Annotated in this window: 19 protein-coding genes; 8 read left to right on the forward strand and 11 right to left on the reverse strand. The window is 39.3% G+C overall.

Going from position 1 to position 19,631, the window contains the following annotated elements:
• Positions 1 to 10: 10 nt before the first annotated feature.
• From RI845_RS17485 to xdhA, 8 genes are all read right to left on the reverse strand, one after another.
• Complete coding sequence (locus RI845_RS17485; protein ID WP_348387454.1) at positions 11 to 517, reverse strand: ureidoglycolate lyase; 507 nt, start codon at positions 515 to 517, stop codon at positions 11 to 13.
• Between the two features lie 23 nt (positions 518 to 540).
• Positions 541 to 882, reverse strand: coding sequence for a hydroxyisourate hydrolase (gene uraH, locus RI845_RS17490; RefSeq protein WP_348387455.1), 342 nt, complete (start codon positions 880 to 882; stop codon positions 541 to 543).
• 14 nt (positions 883 to 896) lie between these two features.
• Positions 897 to 1,406, reverse strand: coding sequence for a 2-oxo-4-hydroxy-4-carboxy-5-ureidoimidazoline decarboxylase (gene uraD / locus RI845_RS17495; protein WP_348387456.1), 510 nt, complete (start codon positions 1,404 to 1,406; stop codon positions 897 to 899).
• 4 nt (positions 1,407 to 1,410) lie between these two features.
• Positions 1,411 to 2,466, reverse strand: coding sequence for an allantoicase (alc, locus tag RI845_RS17500; RefSeq protein WP_348387457.1), 1,056 nt, complete (start codon positions 2,464 to 2,466; stop codon positions 1,411 to 1,413).
• Positions 2,467 to 2,546: 80 nt separating this feature from the next.
• Positions 2,547 to 3,902, reverse strand: coding sequence for an allantoinase AllB (gene allB, locus RI845_RS17505; RefSeq protein WP_348387458.1), 1,356 nt, complete (start codon positions 3,900 to 3,902; stop codon positions 2,547 to 2,549).
• A gap of 23 nt (positions 3,903 to 3,925) precedes the next feature.
• On the reverse strand, positions 3,926 to 4,843 hold the full coding sequence (gene xdhC, locus RI845_RS17510; RefSeq protein WP_348387459.1) for a xanthine dehydrogenase accessory protein XdhC: 918 nt from the start codon (positions 4,841 to 4,843) through the stop codon (positions 3,926 to 3,928).
• 22 nt (positions 4,844 to 4,865) lie between these two features.
• Positions 4,866 to 7,235 carry a xanthine dehydrogenase molybdopterin binding subunit gene (xdhB, locus tag RI845_RS17515; protein ID WP_348387460.1) on the reverse strand — a complete coding sequence of 790 codons (2,370 nt, stop codon included), beginning with the start codon at positions 7,233 to 7,235 and terminating at the stop codon, positions 4,866 to 4,868.
• A complete protein-coding gene (xdhA, locus tag RI845_RS17520) occupies positions 7,228 to 8,688 on the reverse strand; it encodes a xanthine dehydrogenase small subunit (protein ID WP_348387461.1) in 1,461 nt (486 codons plus the stop codon). The genes xdhB and xdhA overlap by 8 nt, the downstream gene beginning before the upstream one ends.
• Before the next feature lie 526 nt (positions 8,689 to 9,214).
• On the opposite strand from xdhA, the gene RI845_RS17525 reads away from it, so the two are divergent.
• Entirely contained in the window at positions 9,215 to 9,943 is a 729-nt protein-coding gene (locus RI845_RS17525) for a helix-turn-helix domain-containing protein (protein ID WP_348387462.1), read from the forward strand.
• 140 nt (positions 9,944 to 10,083) lie between these two features.
• Here the strand turns inward: RI845_RS17525 and RI845_RS17530 are convergent, their stop codons facing one another.
• Complete coding sequence (locus RI845_RS17530; RefSeq protein WP_348387463.1) at positions 10,084 to 10,815, reverse strand: LrgB family protein; 732 nt, start codon at positions 10,813 to 10,815, stop codon at positions 10,084 to 10,086.
• A complete protein-coding gene (locus tag RI845_RS17535; RefSeq protein WP_348387464.1) occupies positions 10,805 to 11,173 on the reverse strand; it encodes a CidA/LrgA family protein in 369 nt (122 codons plus the stop codon). Before RI845_RS17535 ends, RI845_RS17530 begins: the two co-directional genes overlap by 11 nt.
• Before the next feature lie 208 nt (positions 11,174 to 11,381).
• Between RI845_RS17535 and RI845_RS17540 the strand changes: the two genes are divergently transcribed.
• From RI845_RS17540 to RI845_RS17555, 4 genes are all read left to right on the forward strand, one after another.
• Positions 11,382 to 13,178 (forward strand): acyl-CoA dehydrogenase C-terminal domain-containing protein, encoded by a 1,797-nt coding sequence (locus RI845_RS17540; protein WP_348387465.1) that lies wholly within the window; start codon positions 11,382 to 11,384, stop codon positions 13,176 to 13,178.
• Between the two features lie 227 nt (positions 13,179 to 13,405).
• Complete coding sequence (locus RI845_RS17545) at positions 13,406 to 14,275, forward strand: mechanosensitive ion channel family protein (protein WP_348387466.1); 870 nt, start codon at positions 13,406 to 13,408, stop codon at positions 14,273 to 14,275.
• Between the two features lie 98 nt (positions 14,276 to 14,373).
• On the forward strand, positions 14,374 to 15,000 hold the full coding sequence (locus RI845_RS17550) for a DUF938 domain-containing protein (RefSeq protein WP_348387467.1): 627 nt from the start codon (positions 14,374 to 14,376) through the stop codon (positions 14,998 to 15,000).
• Entirely contained in the window at positions 14,990 to 15,301 is a 312-nt protein-coding gene (locus RI845_RS17555) for an antibiotic biosynthesis monooxygenase family protein (protein WP_348387468.1), read from the forward strand. The genes RI845_RS17550 and RI845_RS17555 overlap by 11 nt, the downstream gene beginning before the upstream one ends.
• 27 nt (positions 15,302 to 15,328) lie before the next feature.
• On the opposite strand, the gene RI845_RS17560 is transcribed toward RI845_RS17555, so the two are convergent.
• Positions 15,329 to 16,684, reverse strand: a complete 1,356-nt coding sequence (locus tag RI845_RS17560) for an APC family permease (protein ID WP_348387469.1) — start codon at positions 16,682 to 16,684, stop codon at positions 15,329 to 15,331.
• 337 nt (positions 16,685 to 17,021) lie between these two features.
• Between RI845_RS17560 and RI845_RS17565 the strand changes: the two genes are divergently transcribed.
• The 3 genes from RI845_RS17565 to RI845_RS17575 all read left to right on the forward strand — a co-directional run bounded on the left by RI845_RS17565 (position 17,022) and on the right by RI845_RS17575 (position 19,579).
• Positions 17,022 to 17,483 carry a hypothetical protein gene (locus RI845_RS17565; protein ID WP_348387470.1) on the forward strand — a complete coding sequence of 154 codons (462 nt, stop codon included), beginning with the start codon at positions 17,022 to 17,024 and terminating at the stop codon, positions 17,481 to 17,483.
• 80 nt (positions 17,484 to 17,563) lie between these two features.
• Positions 17,564 to 18,268 carry a DUF445 domain-containing protein gene (locus RI845_RS17570; protein WP_348387471.1) on the forward strand — a complete coding sequence of 235 codons (705 nt, stop codon included), beginning with the start codon at positions 17,564 to 17,566 and terminating at the stop codon, positions 18,266 to 18,268.
• 123 nt (positions 18,269 to 18,391) lie between these two features.
• On the forward strand, positions 18,392 to 19,579 hold the full coding sequence (locus RI845_RS17575) for an amino acid aminotransferase (RefSeq protein ID WP_348387472.1): 1,188 nt from the start codon (positions 18,392 to 18,394) through the stop codon (positions 19,577 to 19,579).
• The last annotated feature ends 52 nt before the right edge of the window (positions 19,580 to 19,631 follow it).

Consider the following 19,631-nt stretch of genomic DNA (forward strand, 5'->3'; position numbering starts at 1 on the left):
ACCCATATCATCAGCTTGTCGCGATAACCAACGAACCGTCGAGTTTGAGTACGTCACAGTTGTCACCCTCACCGCCTCTATCAACGACTAAAAAATCACTTTCGCCGCCAAGCGCTAGACAAAAGTGATGCCAGGTACCCTTATGGTAGTTAATCCCTTGACCAGCTTTTGCTAGAAATACTTCAATTTTATTCACATCAAATTCGCCAGCGGGAGCGACAACCACTAAATACGGGTTTGGACCCATAGGGATAAATGCTTGGCTGCCATGTGGGTGGCGCTCCATCATTTTAATGGCAATCGGTTGTGTTAATGGCTTAGAGCGAAAAATATTCACTAAGGTATGACCGTTATTATCATCAACATCTACCTTGGCTAAGTCATGAAAACGGGTAGTATGACCGTCGTTTATGGCAAAGCTTTTTGCATGAGAGCTAGCTTCAATAACGTCACCAAAAGCACTGAAAGCGTCCTTGGTAAGTGGTTTTGGCGTGATAATTTGCACGTTATCAGTCATTATAGTTTCCATTTAAATTATCTTTAGCTGCCACGGTAAGTCGAATAACCAAACGCGGTTAATAACAACGGAATATGGTAATGCGTTCCGCTGGCATCAATTTCAAACACGATATCAACATACGGGTAAAACCCTTCTTCGTTGTTCGCTTTAAAATAAACTGAGGTTGCAAAGTGCATACGGTAAACGCCAGCAGGTAATACTTCACCCTCAGCGAGTAAGCCTGGTAAACGGCCATCATCATTTGTGACACCGCCATTGATTTCTTTCCAATCACTGCCTTGCTGGGCAAATAACGTGATAGGAACATTTTTTGCGGGTTTTCCGCGTGTTGTATCGAGTATGTGAGTAGTAATTTGACTCATATTTATTCCTTAAGTTAGCCTTCAGCTAATGCCTTATCGATGCGAAGTTGAAAAATTTTTCGCTGCTCCTCAGCCGCATTAACTAATTCTTGTGCTTTGCTATTTGGTAATCGTGCTTGCAGTAAATCAGACATTTGTTTGGCACTTTTTCCTGTTGCACAAACAATAAAAATGAAGCCAAATTTTTCTTCATAGTCAGTGTTACCTTGCGCTAAAGTTTCAAGAACACTTTCGTTAGCTTGTTTCACTAAGCCCTGTTCATTACCTGCCAGCTCTTTAGTATTTGCATATTTGGCCCTTAAACTGCTCACATCGCCGATTTTTGGATGCCCTTCAAAGGCTTCCAAAAAGTCATATTCTTGTAGCCCTTGCCAAGCACTATCAGCCGCCCTCTTTAACCCTTGCTCACTAATAAAAGGTCTTGCAGACACCATACGCTCTACCCAAGCAGTAGATGTACAGCATTGCATAAATGTATGTGCAGCCTGTTCTGGCGTTTGATTATTTAAATCATCTAAGGTCATCAATTTATCCTTTTTTACCAAATGCACGTAACCGAGAAATACCACCGTCAGGGAAAATATTTAAGCGTATATGGGTAAAAGTTTCAGTGTTCGCTGGAATGATTTCCTCAATAAATAAGTGCTCACGATGTGCGTACAACTTAGTACGAGCAATTATAGGTTGCCACTTGTCTTCTTGCTTACCATCGCTAAAGTCATCGCTGGTCGACACCATGCCTTCAAGCGTAAATGTGTCAGGGAAGTTCCCTTTAAAATGACAGGTATCAACGATGACTTTTTCAATACTTCCCTGGCTGGCAAGTTTAACAATAGACCAATCTGGACCTGGGTCACGGCGACGTTTTGTTTCCCAACCATCGCCCATATCTTTACCACGACCTGGCATAATTAAATTGTTCTTGTCACTAAAGAACATGTCGCTAACCAATAACGCTTTACCACCATTTTTAATGTAGGCTAAGTCTATTAATTCACCATCAATAAATTGCTGCCAGTTAACTTCTGCTTCACCATAAACACGTAAACGCGCAATACCGCCATCCGGGAACATATTCAAACGCACATGTGTCCAGGCAGTGTCATCATTAATGGCAAAAATATTTTGACTGTGAGCGTCTACAGCTGCCGGAGCTAAAATAGTATGCCAAACGGTATCAGCATTAGGCTCTACTTCACTTACACAAGCTTCTACTGAAACAGACTCTGGCGCATTTCCACGGAAATAGTTAGTGTCGATGTCAAAACCACGAATTACACCTTTGATACCTAAACGAATGATGCACCAGTCAAAATCACGACCGTTATCACGACCATAACTGCGACGTGATTCCCAACCATCCATCCATTTACCTCTGTCGGTAAATTTGTCATCGATAAAAATACCACGACCAGGTTTGATTAGATTTTCCATCTCAGCAAAAAAATCATCACTACAAGACAGAGTTTCTCCGCCTACACGTTCACTGGCTAAATCAACACAATGGGTTTTTAGCTCGTTTTCTAATTCAAGCGATTTACCGCTTAGTTTATTTTGTTGCTGAGTATCTATTTCTAGCATCATAGCTTGGTTTTCCTACATCTAAATTTGTTATTAATTCAATTTTGGTAATTATTGCTGCTACCCACTTTAGCAACTGATAATTACAGCCTACCTTTTAATAAAGGACGCCCTTTTGGCGCATTGATGAATTCGTCTTGTTGATATACATGATGACCACGAACAAAGGTATGTTCTACTTGACCGGTGACCTTACGACCTGCGTAAGGAGTAATATTGTGACGGTGTTTGATCATCTCATTGGTGATGGTAAATTCAGCACTCGGGTCAAACACTAAAAAGTCAGCATGGTTACCAACCTTAATTGCCCCTTTGACTGAGTCTAAACCGGCAAACTTTGCTGTTTCAGTAGACATTAAACGAGCAATATCAACTAAGCTGAAACCACGTTCTTTTGCTTCAGTCCAAATTAATGAAATACCAAATTGCAGCGCAGAAATACCGCCCCAAGCCTTTTCAATATCGCCAGTATCAATGTGCTTTAACTCTGGTGTACATGGCGAGTGATCTGAAACAATAAAGTCTAAACGGCCATCGGTAACTGCTTGCCATAAGTGTTCGCGGTTTTTGTTTTCACGAATTGGCGGACAACATTTAAATAATGTTTTGCCATCTGGAATGCTTTCTGAAGCAATGGTTAAATAATGAGGACAGGTTTCAGCAGTAAAGCGTAAGCCTTCTTGTTTCGCACCGGAAATAGTGTCCAATGCTTCATCTGAAGATAAATGCACGATATGAACTTTACAGTTATCACCCTGCTCTTTTGATTCACGGGCCATATCGACCATTAACGAAATTGCATCGTTTTCCCAGCTTTTAGGGCGAGACTCTAAGAAAGTATTATATTCTTTGGTGATTTCAACGTCATGAAAACTACCACAGTCTAATTCAGCATGAATTAAATATGGCACATCGTGCTTGGCTAATATTGGCATAGCGGCGCGCATATCTTTCGCTTCAACTGGAGGAAACTCTTCAATTCCAGAATCAATTAAAAAGGATTTAACCCCTAATACTCCGGCTTCAAGTAACTCGTCTAAATCACCAATATTTTGCGGAATTACGCCGCCCCAAAAGCCACAATCAACCCATAACTTATCGTCTACTGAGTCGAGTTTTTCTTGAAACGCGGCTTTAGTTGTAGTCACAGGAATACAGTTTAATGGCATATCAACTAGTGCAGTAATACCACCTGCTGCCGCTGCTTGAGTAGCAGTATTAAACCCTTCCCACTCAGTGCGGCCAGGTTCATTAATATGTACATGCGAGTCAACTAACCCTGGCATGATCACTTTGTTGCCAAAATCTTGCACTGGGCAAGATAAGCTTGCACCGTATGGGTGAATGGCCAAGATAAGTTCATCTTTTATTTCAACACAAGCGGCGATCTGTTTACCGTCAATAATGACATTTTTACTTTGCAGGGCAAAATGAGACACTTTGCTTCTCCTATTGTTTGAGGCTAACTACTTACTTCTTCGCTAGTAAGTAATTCCTTAAATTCTTTCCAGTGAATACCCTGTTGTGATACAGGACGAGTTTTATTCTTTTCAACAGCAATTTCTGGTTGTTGTTGCTCAAGTTTTTGCTGTTGTACTGTTTGATAAATATTGATAATTTCGCCAGCAACAGATACGGCAACTTCCATCGGTAGTTTCCCACCCACTTGTTCCAGACCAATTGGACAATTCATTCGGGCAACCTGTTGTGGATCAATATCCCGATGCTTGAAGCGCTGTTCGAAGCGACGTTTTTTTGTATCTGATGCGATAAGGCCTAAATAACTAAAATCTGCACGTTTCAGAATGGCTTGTGATATATCAAAATCCATTTGATGATTATGTGTCATCACCACGAAATAGCTGTTTGCTGGCATACTGGCAACTTCAAGTTCAGGCTCTTCACTAACCACTTTATGGACATTATGATAGGCATCTAAATTTGCAGGAAATTGCTCATCTCTACTGTCTACCCAAGTAACCTGACAAGGTAGTTGCGCTAAAATTGGTATTAGAGCTTTGCCCACATGACCCGCACCAAACAGCATAATGTTCACACCAACTGCTGCAAAACATTCAAACATCACCGTAGCGTTGCCACCACAACATTGGCCTAGATTGCTGCCAAGTTGAAAATGCTCCAAGTGTTGGGCGCTTTTACCTTCTGCCAGCATAGTTTTCGCATACTTAATGGTTTTATGCTCTAAATGACCACCACCAATGGTGTCAAAAATGTCATCTTTGGTGATAACCATTTTTGTACCACTGTTTCTTGGCGTTGAACCAGAAACGCCAACCAATGTTACCAGCACATAGGCTTGGCCTTGCTTGCTTAATTGATAAGAAGCGCTATTCCAGTTGTTATTCATTGCCATAGTCATCAGATTTCTCCTAAGTAAGCTGTTACGATTGTGCTTTCATTGCTTCAACCGCCCAGAGTACTCGTTCAGGGGTTGCTGGTGTATCAAGCACAGGACTTAAGCTGTAATTTGACACACTCGAAATTGCATCTTTAAGTGCCGACCATACAGACATCCCTAGCATAAATGGTGGTTCACCAACGGCTTTAGAGTTGTAAATCGTATGTTCACGATTAGGGGCATCAGGCACTAGGGCAACACGAAAATCTGCCGGTGCATCATTAATCGCTGGGATCTTGTACGTTGCCGGGTTATTAGAAAGTAGACGGCCTTGTTCGTTCCACATCAATTCCTCAGTCGTTAACCACCCCATACCTTGCACAAACGCACCTTCAATTTGGCCAATATCAATCGCCGGATTAATAGAGTGTCCGACATCTTGTAAAATATCGGTCCGCAAGGTTTTGTATTCACCGGTTAACGTATCAATGAGCACTTCCGATACTGATGCACCCGTTGCGTAGTAGAAGAATGGACGTCCTTTACCTGTTGCACGGTCAAAATGGATCTTAGGGGTTTTATAAAAGCCAGTAGAGGATAAAGAAACACGGGCCATATAAGCGATTTGTGAAAACTCAGCAAAACTGAAGGTTTGCTCTCCAACAATTATATTGTTGTTTTCAAAGATGACTTGCTGCGCTGTTACTTGGTATTTTTCACAGGCAAAGTCAATTAAGCGTTGTTTAATGGTTTTTGCTGCAGCTTCGGCAGCTTTACCATTTAAATCAGTACCCGAAGATGCTGCGGTTGGTGACGAGTTTGGAACTTTATCAGTACGCGCTGCCGAAACGGCAACAGTGTCAACATCAACCTGGAATTCTTCCGCAACAATTTGCGCCACCTTGGTGTTAAGGCCTTGCCCCATTTCACTGCCACCATGGCTTAAATGAATGGTGCCATCGGTATAAACATGAACAAGCGCGCCGGCTTGATTTAAATGTTGAACGGTAAATGAGATACCAAATTTAACCGGCGTTAAGGCAATACCTTTTTTAAGTATGGCGTTATTGGCATTAAATTCAGTAACCGCTTTACGACGTGCCTGATAATCAGAACTTTGTTCTAATGTCTCAATAATTTCAGGTAAATTGTTATGTTCGACTTCTTGATGATAGTGAGTTTCATTGCGACCTTCACCACCATATAAGTTAATTTTTCGAATTTCTAACGGGTCTTTACCCAGATGACGAGCAATATCGTCCATGACCATTTCAATAGTCATCATACCCTGAGGACCACCAAAACCACGGTACGCAGTATGAGAAACAGTATTCAATTTACAACGATTACCGGTGACACTGGCTTGATCCAAGAAGTAAGCATTATCAGAATGGAACATCGCTCTATCAACAATGGCATCAGATAGATCCGGTGAATAACCACAGTTACCATTAACTTCTATGTTGATACCTTTGATCTGGCCGTCTTTGTCAAAACCAACGGTATAGTTATTTTCAAACGGGTGACGCTTACCCGTCATGATCATATCGTCCATGCGGCCTAATTTAAATTTAACCGGACGATTAGTTTCATTAGCAAGCAAGGCGGCAATACATGCCCACGGTGCTGCTTGTGTTTCTTTACCACCGAAACCACCGCCCATACGGCGCATATCCACTAACACTTTATTCAATGGAATATCTAACACTTCAGCAACTAATTTTTGAACTTCACTTGGATGTTGAGATGAGGTATAAATTTCCATACCACCATCTTCGGTCGGCACAGCTGTTGATACTTGACCTTCAAGATACATATGCTCTTGACCACCAACAATAATTTCACCTGAAAGTTGATGTGGTGCTGCATTAATGGCAGTTTCAGAATCACCACGTTTCATCTGAAATGGCGGACGAACAAAGTTTTGTTTCGCTAAAGCGTCTTTTACCGTTAATACCGCTTCTAATTCTTGATACTCAACTTTTGCTAATTTAGTCGCTTTTCGAGCCAAATCGTAACTTGTTGCAGCTACTGCAAAAATTGGTTGGCCAACATATTCTACTTTGCCAATAGCCAGTACAGGATCACCTGGGAATACCGGACCAATATCAGTATGTCCCGGTACATCTTCAACGGTAATTACCGCAACAACACCTTCTGCAGCTTTAACCGCAGATAAATCCATTGAAAGAATATTCGCGTGTGCATAAGATGATTGACCTACTGCAGCATGCAATTCACCTCTTAACGCTGGACGGTCATCAACATAAATTGCTTCACCAGCAACTTGCTTGTCAGCACTTTCATGTTTTTTAGAACGACCTACGCCACCTAAGCCAACATTGACTTGTCCGGTAACAACACTTTTATCACTGTTCGAACTTGCTTTTTTTACATCAATCAGACTACGCATAATTTACCACTCGTGTTTCAATAACTTTGCTTTGCAGCTCTAAATAGCACTTTTCAATAAGATTTTGAGCCACCGTCATACGGTAATTGCTCGACGCACGAACATCAGACATCGGATTAAAGTCATTCGTTAAGGCTTGTTTCGCTTGCATTACTGACTCTTTAGTTAAATTATTGCCTTGCAGCTTTTCTTCTGCAGCGGGAGCGCGTTTTGGAATAGCCGCCATACCACCAAAAGCTAGACGTACATTGGTAATTTCCTGACCGTCTTGCTCTATAAAGAATGCAGCTAATACTGCCGATATATCGTCATCGATACGTTTAGATATTTTGTATAACTTTAATGTTTGACCAGCGACTGGTTTAGGGATTTGTACAGACTTGATAAACTCAGAAGGCTTAAGCACTGTTTTCTTGTAATCAACAAAATAGTCTTCAACTAAAATAGTGCGTTCATTGCCATTAACATGCAAAGTCATTGTTGCGCCAAGTGCAATTAATGCGGGAGGCATATCGCCAATCGGAGAGGCATTACCAATGTTGCCGCCTAAGGTGCCATTGTTTCGTACTTGTTTGGAACCTATACGTTCTATCATTTCACCTAAGTCAGGGTAGTAATGATGCAACGTTTCAATAAACTTACTATACGGAAGTGCTGAGCCAATAATTATCTCACTGTCTGTTTCTTCAATATTGGTTAATTCTGCAACGTTACCAACGTAAACAAGTTTATCTATTGTCGCTAAGTTTTGTGTGACAGATAATGCTAAGTCAGTACCTCCTGCCACTAATGTAGAGTCTGGCTCACTGGTTAATTCATACGCTAACTCGTCGATATTTTTTGGGGCGATAAAATTATGACCATTACCACTTAATGTCGGGGCAGGTAATTTTTGTAACTCAGTGAGGGTTGCAACAGTTTGTTGGTAATGTTTTGCAAAAGAATCATCATCGGTATTGGTGCTCGACGTGATAGCCGCTTCTATGATTGAGCGGTATCCTGTACAACGACATAAGTTACCCGCTAATGCTTCGAGTACTTCAGCGCGAGTAGGTGTTTTATTATGCTTATGCAAAGCAAATGACGACATAACAAAACCAGGAGTACAAAAACCACATTGTGTGCCATGATTATCAACAAGAGTTTGTTGAGCATGATGCAACTTGGCACCGTCTTTTAAATCTTCTACCGTGATCAATTGCTTACCATGCAGATTACCAACAAAGGTAATGCACGAATTAATCGAATTATAAGTAAGTTGACTAGCGTTATCACTGTCCAACTCTGCCAGTACTACGGTACAGGCACCACAATCACCAGATGCACATCCTTCTTTGGTGCCAGTATTAAATTGTATCTCGCGCAGGTATTGCAGAACCGTTAAATTCGGGTCTATGTTTTCTATGGTCACAACGTCGTTGTTTAATAAAAAACGAACTGTACTCTTAGTCATAATTTCTTCCGTAGTTGATCTTGTGTTAATAGAATGTGATCAAATTCAATAACCTAAATATATCAGATTAAAAAGTTGACACAAGTGTCAATTTTATAAAATAACAATATTTAAGCCGCCAAAAACAAAAAATGGCAGTTAAATCATGAGGAAAACGTTATATAGAAATGACTAAAAAAAATTTAAATTAGCCCCCTTATATAAGCCATTTATCGCTTTTTCTTTCTAAGACTAAAAGCTGAAAGTCACTGAAAACCTGACTTTGATTGTTATAACTAAAAAGATTACTAAGCATCATTAGCTTAGCCTCACTCATTATTTCTGAGCGCAGGCTCTGCTAACTCGGCTTAGTTACACGTTTTGGTCTTTGCCTTAAAAAATAATTTTTGCATTTGTTTTAATCAAAGGAATATTCATCATTATTCACTGATATTCAGCTTTTTATCCCTGCAAGAATAACCAAGAATAAATCATGCAAAACACAGTAAATGTGATCTAGAATGGTTAACAATGCATGGAGTATGAAATGACATTTGGTAAACAATTAAAAAAATTACGCAGTGAAAGAAACTTAAGCCAACCACAATTAGCAGAGCTGGTGGGTATTGAGCAGTCGTATTTATCAAAACTTGAAAATGATAAGTCGATCCCCTCTAATGAAATTTTTCGTCAAATTCTACAAGCGTTAAATATAAAGCTAGGCGATTTTTTAACATCGATTAAATCGGCCAGCGACAGACAAAATTTGACGCAAATTCCTGACATAGAATTATGGTATCGACAACAAGACAATATAAATTTTAAACAACAACGACGTTATTTATATTTTTGTAGTGGTTTAATTGTTTTAGCGGTGACTCTATTTTATCTTGGTTTTAGTAAGCTAGCATTTAGTGAACTGCGCTATAAATACTATTCTCCAGGAGTGATTTTGGCAGGCGAACCGAAAAATATATTTAACGACTGGTCACGTTTGCTTGAAGCACCAATGGGAAAAATACATGAAATTCGCAAGAAAAAAGAAATTGAAATGACTAATCGAAAAGATGAAATAGAGATAGATTCAGCAACCTATCTTGGCTCATCTTTTATGCAAAAGGTCGAAGGTGGACAACGACACTTTTCACAACGCGATAGCATCAATATTCCTCGTACGATTAACTCCTGGTTGCAGGTGCTTGGTGTGTTATTGTTTGCGTGTGGTTTTATGGGTTTTGTTTTAGAACGAAGATTGTTTGCATCGACTAAGACATAATCTAAATTACTCAAAGCAGCTGTAGCTGCTATATCTTGCCATTAAAAAGTAGATACATTTTTAGCTATTTAATGGCAAGAAATAAGTGACATTGCTAAGACGTGATCTTTAACGAATAATTACCAATAAGCAGTTATCTTTTAATTGATGGCGAGCATGCCAAGTATCCAGGGCAACATAAATGCCGTAGTAAATGATGCTAAGGCCATACCTAGGCCAGAGAAAGCGCCCATGGTATTACTTTCTTTAAAAGCAACTGCGGTACCTAAACCATGTGAGGTTAACCCCATGGCAAACCCTCTAAAGCGGTCGTCTTTAACCCCAACCAGTGAAAATATTTTCAATCCTATTACACCACCTAAAACCCCGGTGGTAGCAGCTAACCCGGCAGATAATGACACTATCCCGCCTATTTGTTCAGATATGCCCATAGCAACCGGAGTGGTAACTGATTTCGGCGCTAACGATATTTGTGTAGCAAGGCTGGCACCAAATAAATCAGCAATACCTATAGCACTTAATGAACCAATAAATACCGATGCTATCAGGGTGATCAAAATAGGAATTAACAACTGTTTAATTCGGTGTAATTGGTGATACAAAGGTACGGCTAATGCTACGGTCGCCGGCCCCAGTAAAAAGTGAATAAACTTGCCGCCGGCAAAGTAATCTTCATAACTGATCCCAGTAATTAACAGCACGCTAATAACAACGATCATGCAGGTAATAAACGGGCTTAATATAGGTTTATAATTTGATTTTTTATAAAGATACATAGCAAGCATATACGCTAGCAAGGTTAAAATAATCCCTGTTAATGGCGAGCCTTGGATCATCAACCAAATCGCTGAAAGTTTCTCGTTAAATGTCATGCTTTGTCTCTTTAACCAAGAACTTGCTAGCAAAAGACATTAACAATGCCGTACTCGCTAGCATAATAATGGTACTTAGGATCAACGTTGCTGTAATTGGCAACCATTCATTCACTAACAATTCATAATGCGCCATCAACCCAACACTGACAGGGACAAACATTATTGATAAATGTCCCAACAAAGTTGTTGATGCTGTATTTAATGGCTTGCCAACACTGCCTTTTATAATAAGAGCAGTGAGTAACAGGACGATACCAACTACAGGTCCTGAAACGGGTAAATCGAGAAGAATAACCAACGCTTCGCCTAGTAGTTGGAATATTAACAACAAAGTGAAACCTATGATGAAGTCCATGATGAGCCCTTTAAATACGGATAATTTCTAAGCCAAAGGTATAAAGAAAGTAAATAATAACAGCACTATTGTTGAAATTCATTTGATTTATTGAAAACTAAGTTTTATTGTACCTATACAGGTCAGTGGTCTGATGAGTGTAACAATTGATATGATTCAACCTAATCTGACCAAAGATAAAAACAAGTAAATTACCTTTGAGTGAACCATGCCAGAATATAAAGCGCCAATCCGTGACACAAAGTTTGTCATGCAAGAATTATTAAATTGTGAAGATCATTATCAACGTTTGGGTTATGAAGATGCCAGCATCGAAATGGTTGATGCCATTATCAATGAAGCTGCAAAACTAAATGAACAAATCATTGCCCCTATTAACCAAGTTGGTGATCAACAAGGCTGTACTTTCGATAATGGGAAAGTTACTACGCCTGATGGCTTTAAAGAAGCCTATCAGCATTATGTTGAAGGTGGCTGGCCTACGCTTTCACAATCTTTAGAGTTTGGTGGCCAAGGCTTGCCACATTCTTTAAGTACCGCTATTGGCGAATATACTTCGGCAGCAAACCACAGTTTTGCGATGTATCCGGGATTAAGCCACGGTTGTATGGCTACTCTGGAAGCTCATGGTACTGAACAATTAAAGCAAATGTTTTTACCAAAACTGGTAGAAGGTACCTGGACCGGAACCATGTGTTTAACAGAGGCACACTGTGGCACTGATTTAGGTATGCTGCGCACTAAAGCAGAATTAAATGCCGATGGTACTTATCGTTTAACTGGCAGCAAAATTTTCATCTCTGCCGGTGAGCACGACTTATCAGACAATATTATTCATGTTGTTATAGCGCGTATACCAGGTTCACCAGAAGGCACTCGCGGAATTTCTCTATTTATCGTGCCAAAGTTTAACGTTAATGCAGATGGCACTGTTAGTGATCAAAACGGTGTCACCTGTGGTTCGATTGAGCACAAAATGGGTATTAATGGCAGCGCCACTTGTGTTATTAATTTTGATAATGCTACAGGTCATTTAATTGGTGACGTTAACCGTGGTTTAAACTGTATGTTTACCTTTATGAATGCCGCAAGGTTAGGGGTTGCAAACGAAGGGGTAGCTCATGCAGACGCTGCTTTTCAAGGCTCATTAGCTTATGCCAAAGACCGCCTGCAAATGCGTTCAATGTCTGGCCCTAAAAATCCAGATGGCCCTGCCGACCCTATTATTGTTCATCCTGATGTGCGCCGCATGTTACTTACCCAAAAATCAATAAGTGAAGGTGGCCGAGCATTAATTGGTTATTTAGCGCAATTAGTGGATGTTGTTCATGCCAGTAAAGATGAAGCTGAAGTAGCAAAGGCGGAAGCTAACTTAGCGTTACTAACCCCAATCGGAAAAGCATTTTTAACCGAATTAGGCTTAGAATGTGCTGGCCATGGCGTACAAATTTTTGGTGGTCATGGTTACGTCAAAGAATGGGGCATGGAACAGTTAATGCGCGATGCTAAAATAAGCTGTTTATATGAAGGCACAACAGGCATACAAGCGCTCGATCTATTAGGCCGTAAAATACTTGGCTCTAAAGGCGAGCTATTGAAAGGTTTTGCCACTGAAATAGGCACCTTTTGTCATATGAACGGTCAAAACCCAGAATTGACAAGCTATTGTATTACCCTTGGAAAATACAGCGAGGAATTAGCAAAGCATACTCAGCAACTTGGTGCTAAAGCTATGCAAAATCCTGATGAAATCGGTGCAGCTTCAGTGGATTACCTAATGTATGCCGGTTATGTCACCCTCGCTTATTTTTGGGCTAAAATGGCTAAAACCGCTGCTGAAACATTAGCAAAAGGAACTGCTGAAGAAGATTTTTATCAAGCAAAAATTAAAACTGCCAAGTTTTATTTTGAACGCATATTACCAAGAGCTGAAGGTCATGCTGCCTGCATGATTAATGGTGCTGATAGTATGATGGCCTTAGACAGCGAAGATTTTATTTTTTAATAAATAGCTAATTTAACTTTTCCATAACGCTCTTAATGTCTTCATTAAGAGCGTTTTTTATTTTATATAAGGCTGTTTGTTTAACTAAATAAAAATTCCTCCTCATACAATTTTATCAAAACAAAAAATAACAGCCTTTTTTAACATTCTATTCATCACTTTTATTTATTTTCTACTATATTCAATAGAGTAATAATTCATTGACTTAAAAGAATAAAGGTACATTTATGGATGCAATAGAATCCTCTGAGGTGTTAGAAAATATTGATATTGAAGTTATTCAGAAACATTTGGATACCTTTATCGATTTGGCCATAACATTCAGCACAAAAATATTGGTTGCGGTATTAGTTTTATGGATAACAACTTGGATTGTTAAGCGAATTGTTAGACTTGTCGATCTCGGTATGACCGCGCGTAAAGTTGAAGTTACTTTGCATAAATTCTTATTAAGCATTATTAATATTGCCCTAAGAACAATTTCAATTATTATATTTGCCTCTATGATAGGTATTGAAACAGCCTCTCTTATTGCTTTATTAGGTGCCGCAGGTTTGGCAGTTGGTTTAGCATTACAAGGCAGTTTAGCCAACTTTGCCGGCGGTATTATTATCTTATTCTTCCGCCCATTTAAAGCTGGAGATGTTATTGAGGCACAAGGTTTTGAAGGTACAATTCATGAAATTCAGATCTTTAACACCATCATGATCACTTATGATAATCGTAAAGTATTTATCCCTAACGGGTTATTATCGAATGGCTGTTTAGTAAATGATTTTACACAAAAAGTACGCCGGGTTGATATGAAGTTTGGCGTAAGTTATTCAGATTCAATACCAAAAGTTAAAGAAGTGATTCAAAGTGTACTTGACGCAGATGAGCGGGTATTGAAAAAGCCAGCAGCAGATATTTGGTTAGCGGAACATGGCGATAGCTCGATCAACTTCTTTGTGCGTCCCTGGGTAAGAAGTGACGATTACTGGCCAGCCTATTTTGGCATTCATGAGGAAATAAAGTTAGCATTTGATCGTGAAGGCATCAGTATTCCATTCCCACAACGCGATGTACATATGATCCCAGTAGAAAACAAAGCATAAAAGATATTAAATAACCAATAAGCAGCCACTAATTACTGGCTGCTTTATTTTTATCACCCTGCTATATTTGGTAAATATCCAATTAACCAATAAATGCCGTGTTACTCATCAACGAAGAAAACACCTTAAATTACTCGCCATCATGTGAGCGCAATCAAGATGTTATTTTAAAACAACTGTTACCTATTTTATCGTCGGTAAGTTCTGTGCTAGAAATTGGCAGCTACTCCGGTCAGCATGCTCTGCATTTTTGTTCATCACTAAGTCATTTAAATTGGCAACCTAGTGATCAACACAGCCTAGTTGCAAACTTAAATGAAAACTTGCATCGTCATAACATCGACAACATTAAACCAGCGATAGAGTTAGATGTAAGTGATCCCGTACAATGGCCAGAAACAAAGTTTGATTTAATATTTAGCGCCAATACGTTACACATAATGTCTTGGCAACATGTTGTTGAAATGTTTAACAATTTACCGAAATGCCTAAACAACCAAAGTTATTTATGCATTTATGGGCCGTTTAAATATAATGGTCAATATACCAGCTCAAGTAATGCTAACTTTCAATTGTGGTTGCAAAATAGAGATCCGGTTAGTGGTATTAGAGATTTTGAAAAAATTAATGAATTGGCTGAGGACATTGGTCTTACTTTACTACAAGACATCGCCATGCCTGCCAATAACCAACTTTTAATATGGAAATACGAAAATGTTTGCTAACACACCAAAGCCTCCTTATTACGCGGTTATATTTACCTCGACATTAAAAGCCGATGATCCTGAATATGACAAAATGGCAGACCTGATGGTTGAACTGGCCAGTAAACAAGATGGTTTTTTAGGTATCGAATCAGCACGTTCAGAAATAGGTATTAGTGTTTCATATTGGCGAGATCTTGATGCTATTAAGCAATGGAAAGCACAAACAGATCATCAAGTGGCTCAATCAAAGGGTAAACAACAATGGTATAGCCACTATATAACCCGGATCAGTAAAGTAGAACGAGACTATCACATGTAACGATGCTGCAATGTCTCGTGTTTAAATTCAGGCGTGTTTTCTTTTCGCCATTAAAAATAAGATTAAGCCAAGCACTGACCAAGCAATAATCATTACCCACTCATACGGCCATAACAATGAACTTGGCCCCCATGGTAGATATATCCACGCAAGGCAGATACTAACAATAAGTGCGCTCCATCCTACCAACTTGCCGTGCTTTACTTTAAATGGCCTTGGCATATCAGGTTCGGTTTGTCTTAACTTTAAAAATGCATAGGCGACCATGCCATAACCAATAACCACCGCAAAACTTCCGGCATTAATTAACCAAACTAAAATAGTTTTCCCAAAGAAAGGCGAGATACAACACAGTAACCCAATAAACAAAATCGCGACATATGGGGTATTGTATTTAGGGTGAAGTTTGGCAAAAGCTGCGGGCAATTGCCCTGCTTTTGCTAATGCATAAATTGCCCGACTGCCGCCTAAAATAAAAGCATTCCAACTTGTAATTATACCCGCGATACCGCCAAAAACGGTTAAATTGCCAGCCCATTGACCATGCCAAACATTCGCATGTGCATCAGCGGTGGCCATACTGCTATTACTTAATTGCTCCGAATTCATAGAAAGCGCCACACCAAAGCAAATAAGGCAGTACCACAATACCGCCATTGCTACAGAAAAGACTAAAACTTTACCTATAACTTTAGGATCTAAGTTTATCTCCTCGGCAGATTGTGGAATAACATCAAAGCCGATCATAAGTGCAGGTATCATTGCCAGAACAGCAAAAAAGCCTTTGTGATCATCAACAAATAGCGGTGTTAAATAAGTTAGGTCGAACTCACTAGCCACGCCCATTAAGAACATTAAACCCACAATTATGAAACAACTGGTAATTGTAGTTTGCACAACAGCCATAAACTTAATGCCTAAAACATTAATCGTTGTCATTGCAATAGTTGCAACAACTCCAATGATTGCATAGCTAATATATACTTCAGCATCAAACACTGACCATAAATAACCGACTTCTAAGTTTGGAAGTAAATATTCTATTGCCAAAGGTAACGCCGCAGATTCAAAGGTTGGAACAGTGACATAGGCCATAATAATTGCCCATGTACATATAAATGAACCGGTTCGACCAAACGCTCGTTCGGTATAAACATGCTCGCCGCCAACTTTTGGCATAGCAGAAACCAATTCAGCGTAAGTTAGACTTATCAGTATTATCGCAAAACCGCCCACTAAAAAGGCTAACAAAGTGCCTAAACTGCCCGCGGAGCTTAACCAAATGCCGGTCATGATCACCCAGCTCCAGCCAATCATAGCGCCAACAGCTAATACCAGCACTTCTCTTTTTGACAACGTTCGAATTAAGCCTTGACCCGACATAGTTACATGTTCTCTTTGTTTTTATTAATATTTTTTGTTTTAAACAGTATTATATGTTTTAAATTAAAAAGCCATTTTTGTGCTTATTTTTTCACCGGTAACAAACTCCCCCCTAACAATTACATCTCGGTAACAGCTTTTAATTTAAAGCGCTTTATAATGACAACTATTGAATGAATTATTCATTCGTTTTCTCTCCCTGAGATATCCCTTTAAGCACCTGATTAGGTGCTTTTTTTTTGCCCTAAGAAAGCTAAGCACTACTGTAATACTATCCTTGTTCCCCACACTGAAAATTTACGATAAACTATGGTCAAATTTACTACTGACCAACACTATGCGCTTACTTTCTTTTTTCTTATTATTCAGCTTTAGCAGTGGACTATTCGCTGCCACCCAAACTAAACCTGCAAATCCAGATGAAATGGTGAAACAGTTTTCTAAAATGCACGAACAATTAATGCCTATAGTTGCGGTTGCCGATATGTTTTATGGCTGTCATTTAAATAAAGCACAAGAACAGTACACACTTGAGTTTCTAATCAATGACATGGATAAAGAGTTATTGGCCACTAAATTAAGTGAATGTTTGGGTGAAGAAAACCTAGCTTCTGATAACGCGCTTAATTACGGAATAAAAGCATGTTTCAGTGATCAAATGAGTCACCTGCCAGATGATGAACAACAGAAAAACATTGAACAAGTCGATAATGTTTTAGCTGAACTGCCAAGATCTGAAAGACAGAAAAGCTTTACTCAATGTGTGAACAATCAAACCCTTAAGTATTTGGGCAATTAAACAGCTAAAACTTGAGTTTTCAAGGTGATGATTGATACCATAACGCCAACGTTCTTCCTAATGACTAAAATGGTTTTATTGTGAATAAAAGTATCATCACTAACTTAATTGCTCTTGCAGTTGCAATTTCTGGCTATGTGTTAAATCAGAGCATTCTATTTTCTATTGGTATTTTTGCAGTATCCGGTGCCATAACTAATGCCCTGGCTATACACATGCTGTTTGAAAAAGTACCAGGCTTATATGGCTCAGGTGTAATTCCGGCCAGATTTGAAGACTTTAAAGCTGGTATTCGTGACTTGATGATGAAGCAGTTTTTTACCACTGAGAACATTGATAAATTCTTATCTGAAAAAAGTGGCGCTGCCAGTAATTTTGATTTAGCACCGGTAATTCAAAAAGTTGACCTTGAACCTGCATTTAACTCATTAGTAACCACCATTGAAGAGTCTTCATTTGGCAGTATGCTTGCAATGTTTGGTGGCACAGAAGCGCTTACCCCTTTAAAAGAGTCTTTTATTGAAAAAATGAAAGCCTCACTTGTCGACATTACTGAAAGTGATAATTTTAATGAATTGGTTCGTGAAGAATTAGAGCAACCCAGTGTTGTCGGATCAATGAAAGAGAAAGTAGAAGACATCATTAACAAGCGTTTAAATGAATTAACCCCACAATTGGTGAAAGAAATCATTCAAGAAATGATAAGAAAACATCTTGGCTGGTTAGTCGTTTGGGGTGGTGTATTTGGTGGAATTATTGGCTATATTTCAGCATACGTAATGTAAAAATCATAAATATCTCAAAAAGACGGTAATTTAGCCTTAATTTTAACCGCTAACTGAGATATGCTTGCGCTTTAACACTGTAGTATTCACTCGGAATGCTCATCATAAAAGGTAAAAGGAACAATGTTCGGTAATCTTACAGCTCTACCAGCCGATCCTATCTTAGGTTTATTGGCAAAATATAGAATTGATCAAAACCCAAACAAGATTGATTTAGGTGTTGGCGTCTATAAAAACGAAGCAGGTCATACAGCAATTTTAGATTGTGTAAAATCGGCAGAGAAATTTCGTTTAGATACTGAAGATACCAAGGTGTATATTGGCCCTACGGGCTCAGCATCTTTTAATGATGAGATGGCCAAGCTTGCTTTTGGTGAGCATGATGTTATTGCTCAGAATAGAGTTCGCACAGTTTCAACACCAGGTGGTACAGGTGCACTTCGTGTTGCCGCAGAATTTTTAAAAGCCTGTAAGCCAGATGCTACCATTTGGGTAAGTGACCCAACGTGGGCCAACCACACAGGATTGTTCCAAGCAGCAGGCTTAACCGTAAAAACTTACCCTTATTACGATTATGAGAATAAATCTTTAAAGTTTGATGAAATGCTGTCGACTCTTGCCAACGTAGGTAAAGGGGATGTGGTATTACTGCATGCTTGTTGTCATAACCCAAGCGGCATGGACTTAAACCAAGAGCAATGGCAGCAAATTTGTGCCTTAGCATCTGAAAATGGTTTTACGCCACTAATTGATATGGCATATCAAGGTTTTGGTGATGGTCTGGAAGAAGATGCATACGGCTTACGATTAATGGCAGCCAGTGTTGAAGAAATGATTTTATGTAGTTCATGTTCTAAAAACTTTGGCCTATACCGTGAACGTATCGGTGCATGTAGTATTATTGGTAAAGATGCTTCGTCAATCGACGTTGCTAACTCAGTACTATTAAGTGTAGTGCGTTGTATTTATTCTATGCCACCAGCACATGGTGCAGCAATTGTTGAAACAATTTTAACATCAGATGAATTACGCAACCAATGGTATGAAGAATTAGCGATTATGCGTAATCGCATCAATGGTAATCGTCAACTGCTTGTTGATAACCTAAAAGCACAAGGTGTTACCCGTGACTTTAATTTCATCACTCAACAAAAAGGGATGTTCTCATTCTTAGGTGTTACACCTGAGCAAGTACAACAGTTGCAAGATGAGTACAGCATTTACATGGTTGGCTCTAGTCGAATGAGCATTGCAGGCATTGCGAATAGTAATGTTGAGTATTTAGCAGCAAGCATTGCAAAAGTGCTTTAATACTCCAACACTTTGAATAAAAAGCTTCCTCTGGGAAGCTTTTTTTTGCCTA

It is taken from the genome of Thalassotalea nanhaiensis (genome assembly GCF_031583575.1).
Taxonomy (GTDB): Bacteria; Pseudomonadota; Gammaproteobacteria; order Enterobacterales; family Alteromonadaceae; genus Thalassotalea_A; species Thalassotalea_A nanhaiensis.

Bases quoted from the DNA above. Each gene is read 5' to 3' on its own strand.
- RI845_RS17565 (WP_348387470.1), top strand. From the start codon at position 17,022: ATGCGCTTACTTTCTTTTTTCTTATTATTCAGCTTTAGCAGTGGACTA.
- alc (WP_348387457.1), bottom strand. From the start codon at position 2,466: ATGATGCTAGAAATAGATACTCAGCAACAAAATAAACTAAGCGGTAAA.
- RI845_RS17535 (WP_348387464.1), bottom strand. From the start codon at position 11,173: ATGGACTTCATCATAGGTTTCACTTTGTTGTTAATATTCCAACTACTA.
- uraD (WP_348387456.1), bottom strand. From the start codon at position 1,406: ATGACCTTAGATGATTTAAATAATCAAACGCCAGAACAGGCTGCACAT.
- xdhC (WP_348387459.1), bottom strand. From the start codon at position 4,843: ATGACTATGGCAATGAATAACAACTGGAATAGCGCTTCTTATCAATTA.
- RI845_RS17575 (WP_348387472.1), top strand. From the start codon at position 18,392: ATGTTCGGTAATCTTACAGCTCTACCAGCCGATCCTATCTTAGGTTTA.
- xdhA (WP_348387461.1), bottom strand. From the start codon at position 8,688: ATGACTAAGAGTACAGTTCGTTTTTTATTAAACAACGACGTTGTGACC.
- uraH (WP_348387455.1), bottom strand. From the start codon at position 882: ATGAGTCAAATTACTACTCACATACTCGATACAACACGCGGAAAACCC.
- RI845_RS17545 (WP_348387466.1), top strand. From the start codon at position 13,406: ATGGATGCAATAGAATCCTCTGAGGTGTTAGAAAATATTGATATTGAA.
- RI845_RS17555 (WP_348387468.1), top strand. From the start codon at position 14,990: ATGTTTGCTAACACACCAAAGCCTCCTTATTACGCGGTTATATTTACC.
- RI845_RS17540 (WP_348387465.1), top strand. From the start codon at position 11,382: ATGCCAGAATATAAAGCGCCAATCCGTGACACAAAGTTTGTCATGCAA.
- xdhB (WP_348387460.1), bottom strand. From the start codon at position 7,235: ATGCGTAGTCTGATTGATGTAAAAAAAGCAAGTTCGAACAGTGATAAA.
- RI845_RS17525 (WP_348387462.1), top strand. From the start codon at position 9,215: ATGACATTTGGTAAACAATTAAAAAAATTACGCAGTGAAAGAAACTTA.
- RI845_RS17530 (WP_348387463.1), bottom strand. From the start codon at position 10,815: ATGACATTTAACGAGAAACTTTCAGCGATTTGGTTGATGATCCAAGGC.
- RI845_RS17485 (WP_348387454.1), bottom strand. From the start codon at position 517: ATGACTGATAACGTGCAAATTATCACGCCAAAACCACTTACCAAGGAC.
- RI845_RS17560 (WP_348387469.1), bottom strand. From the start codon at position 16,684: ATGTCGGGTCAAGGCTTAATTCGAACGTTGTCAAAAAGAGAAGTGCTG.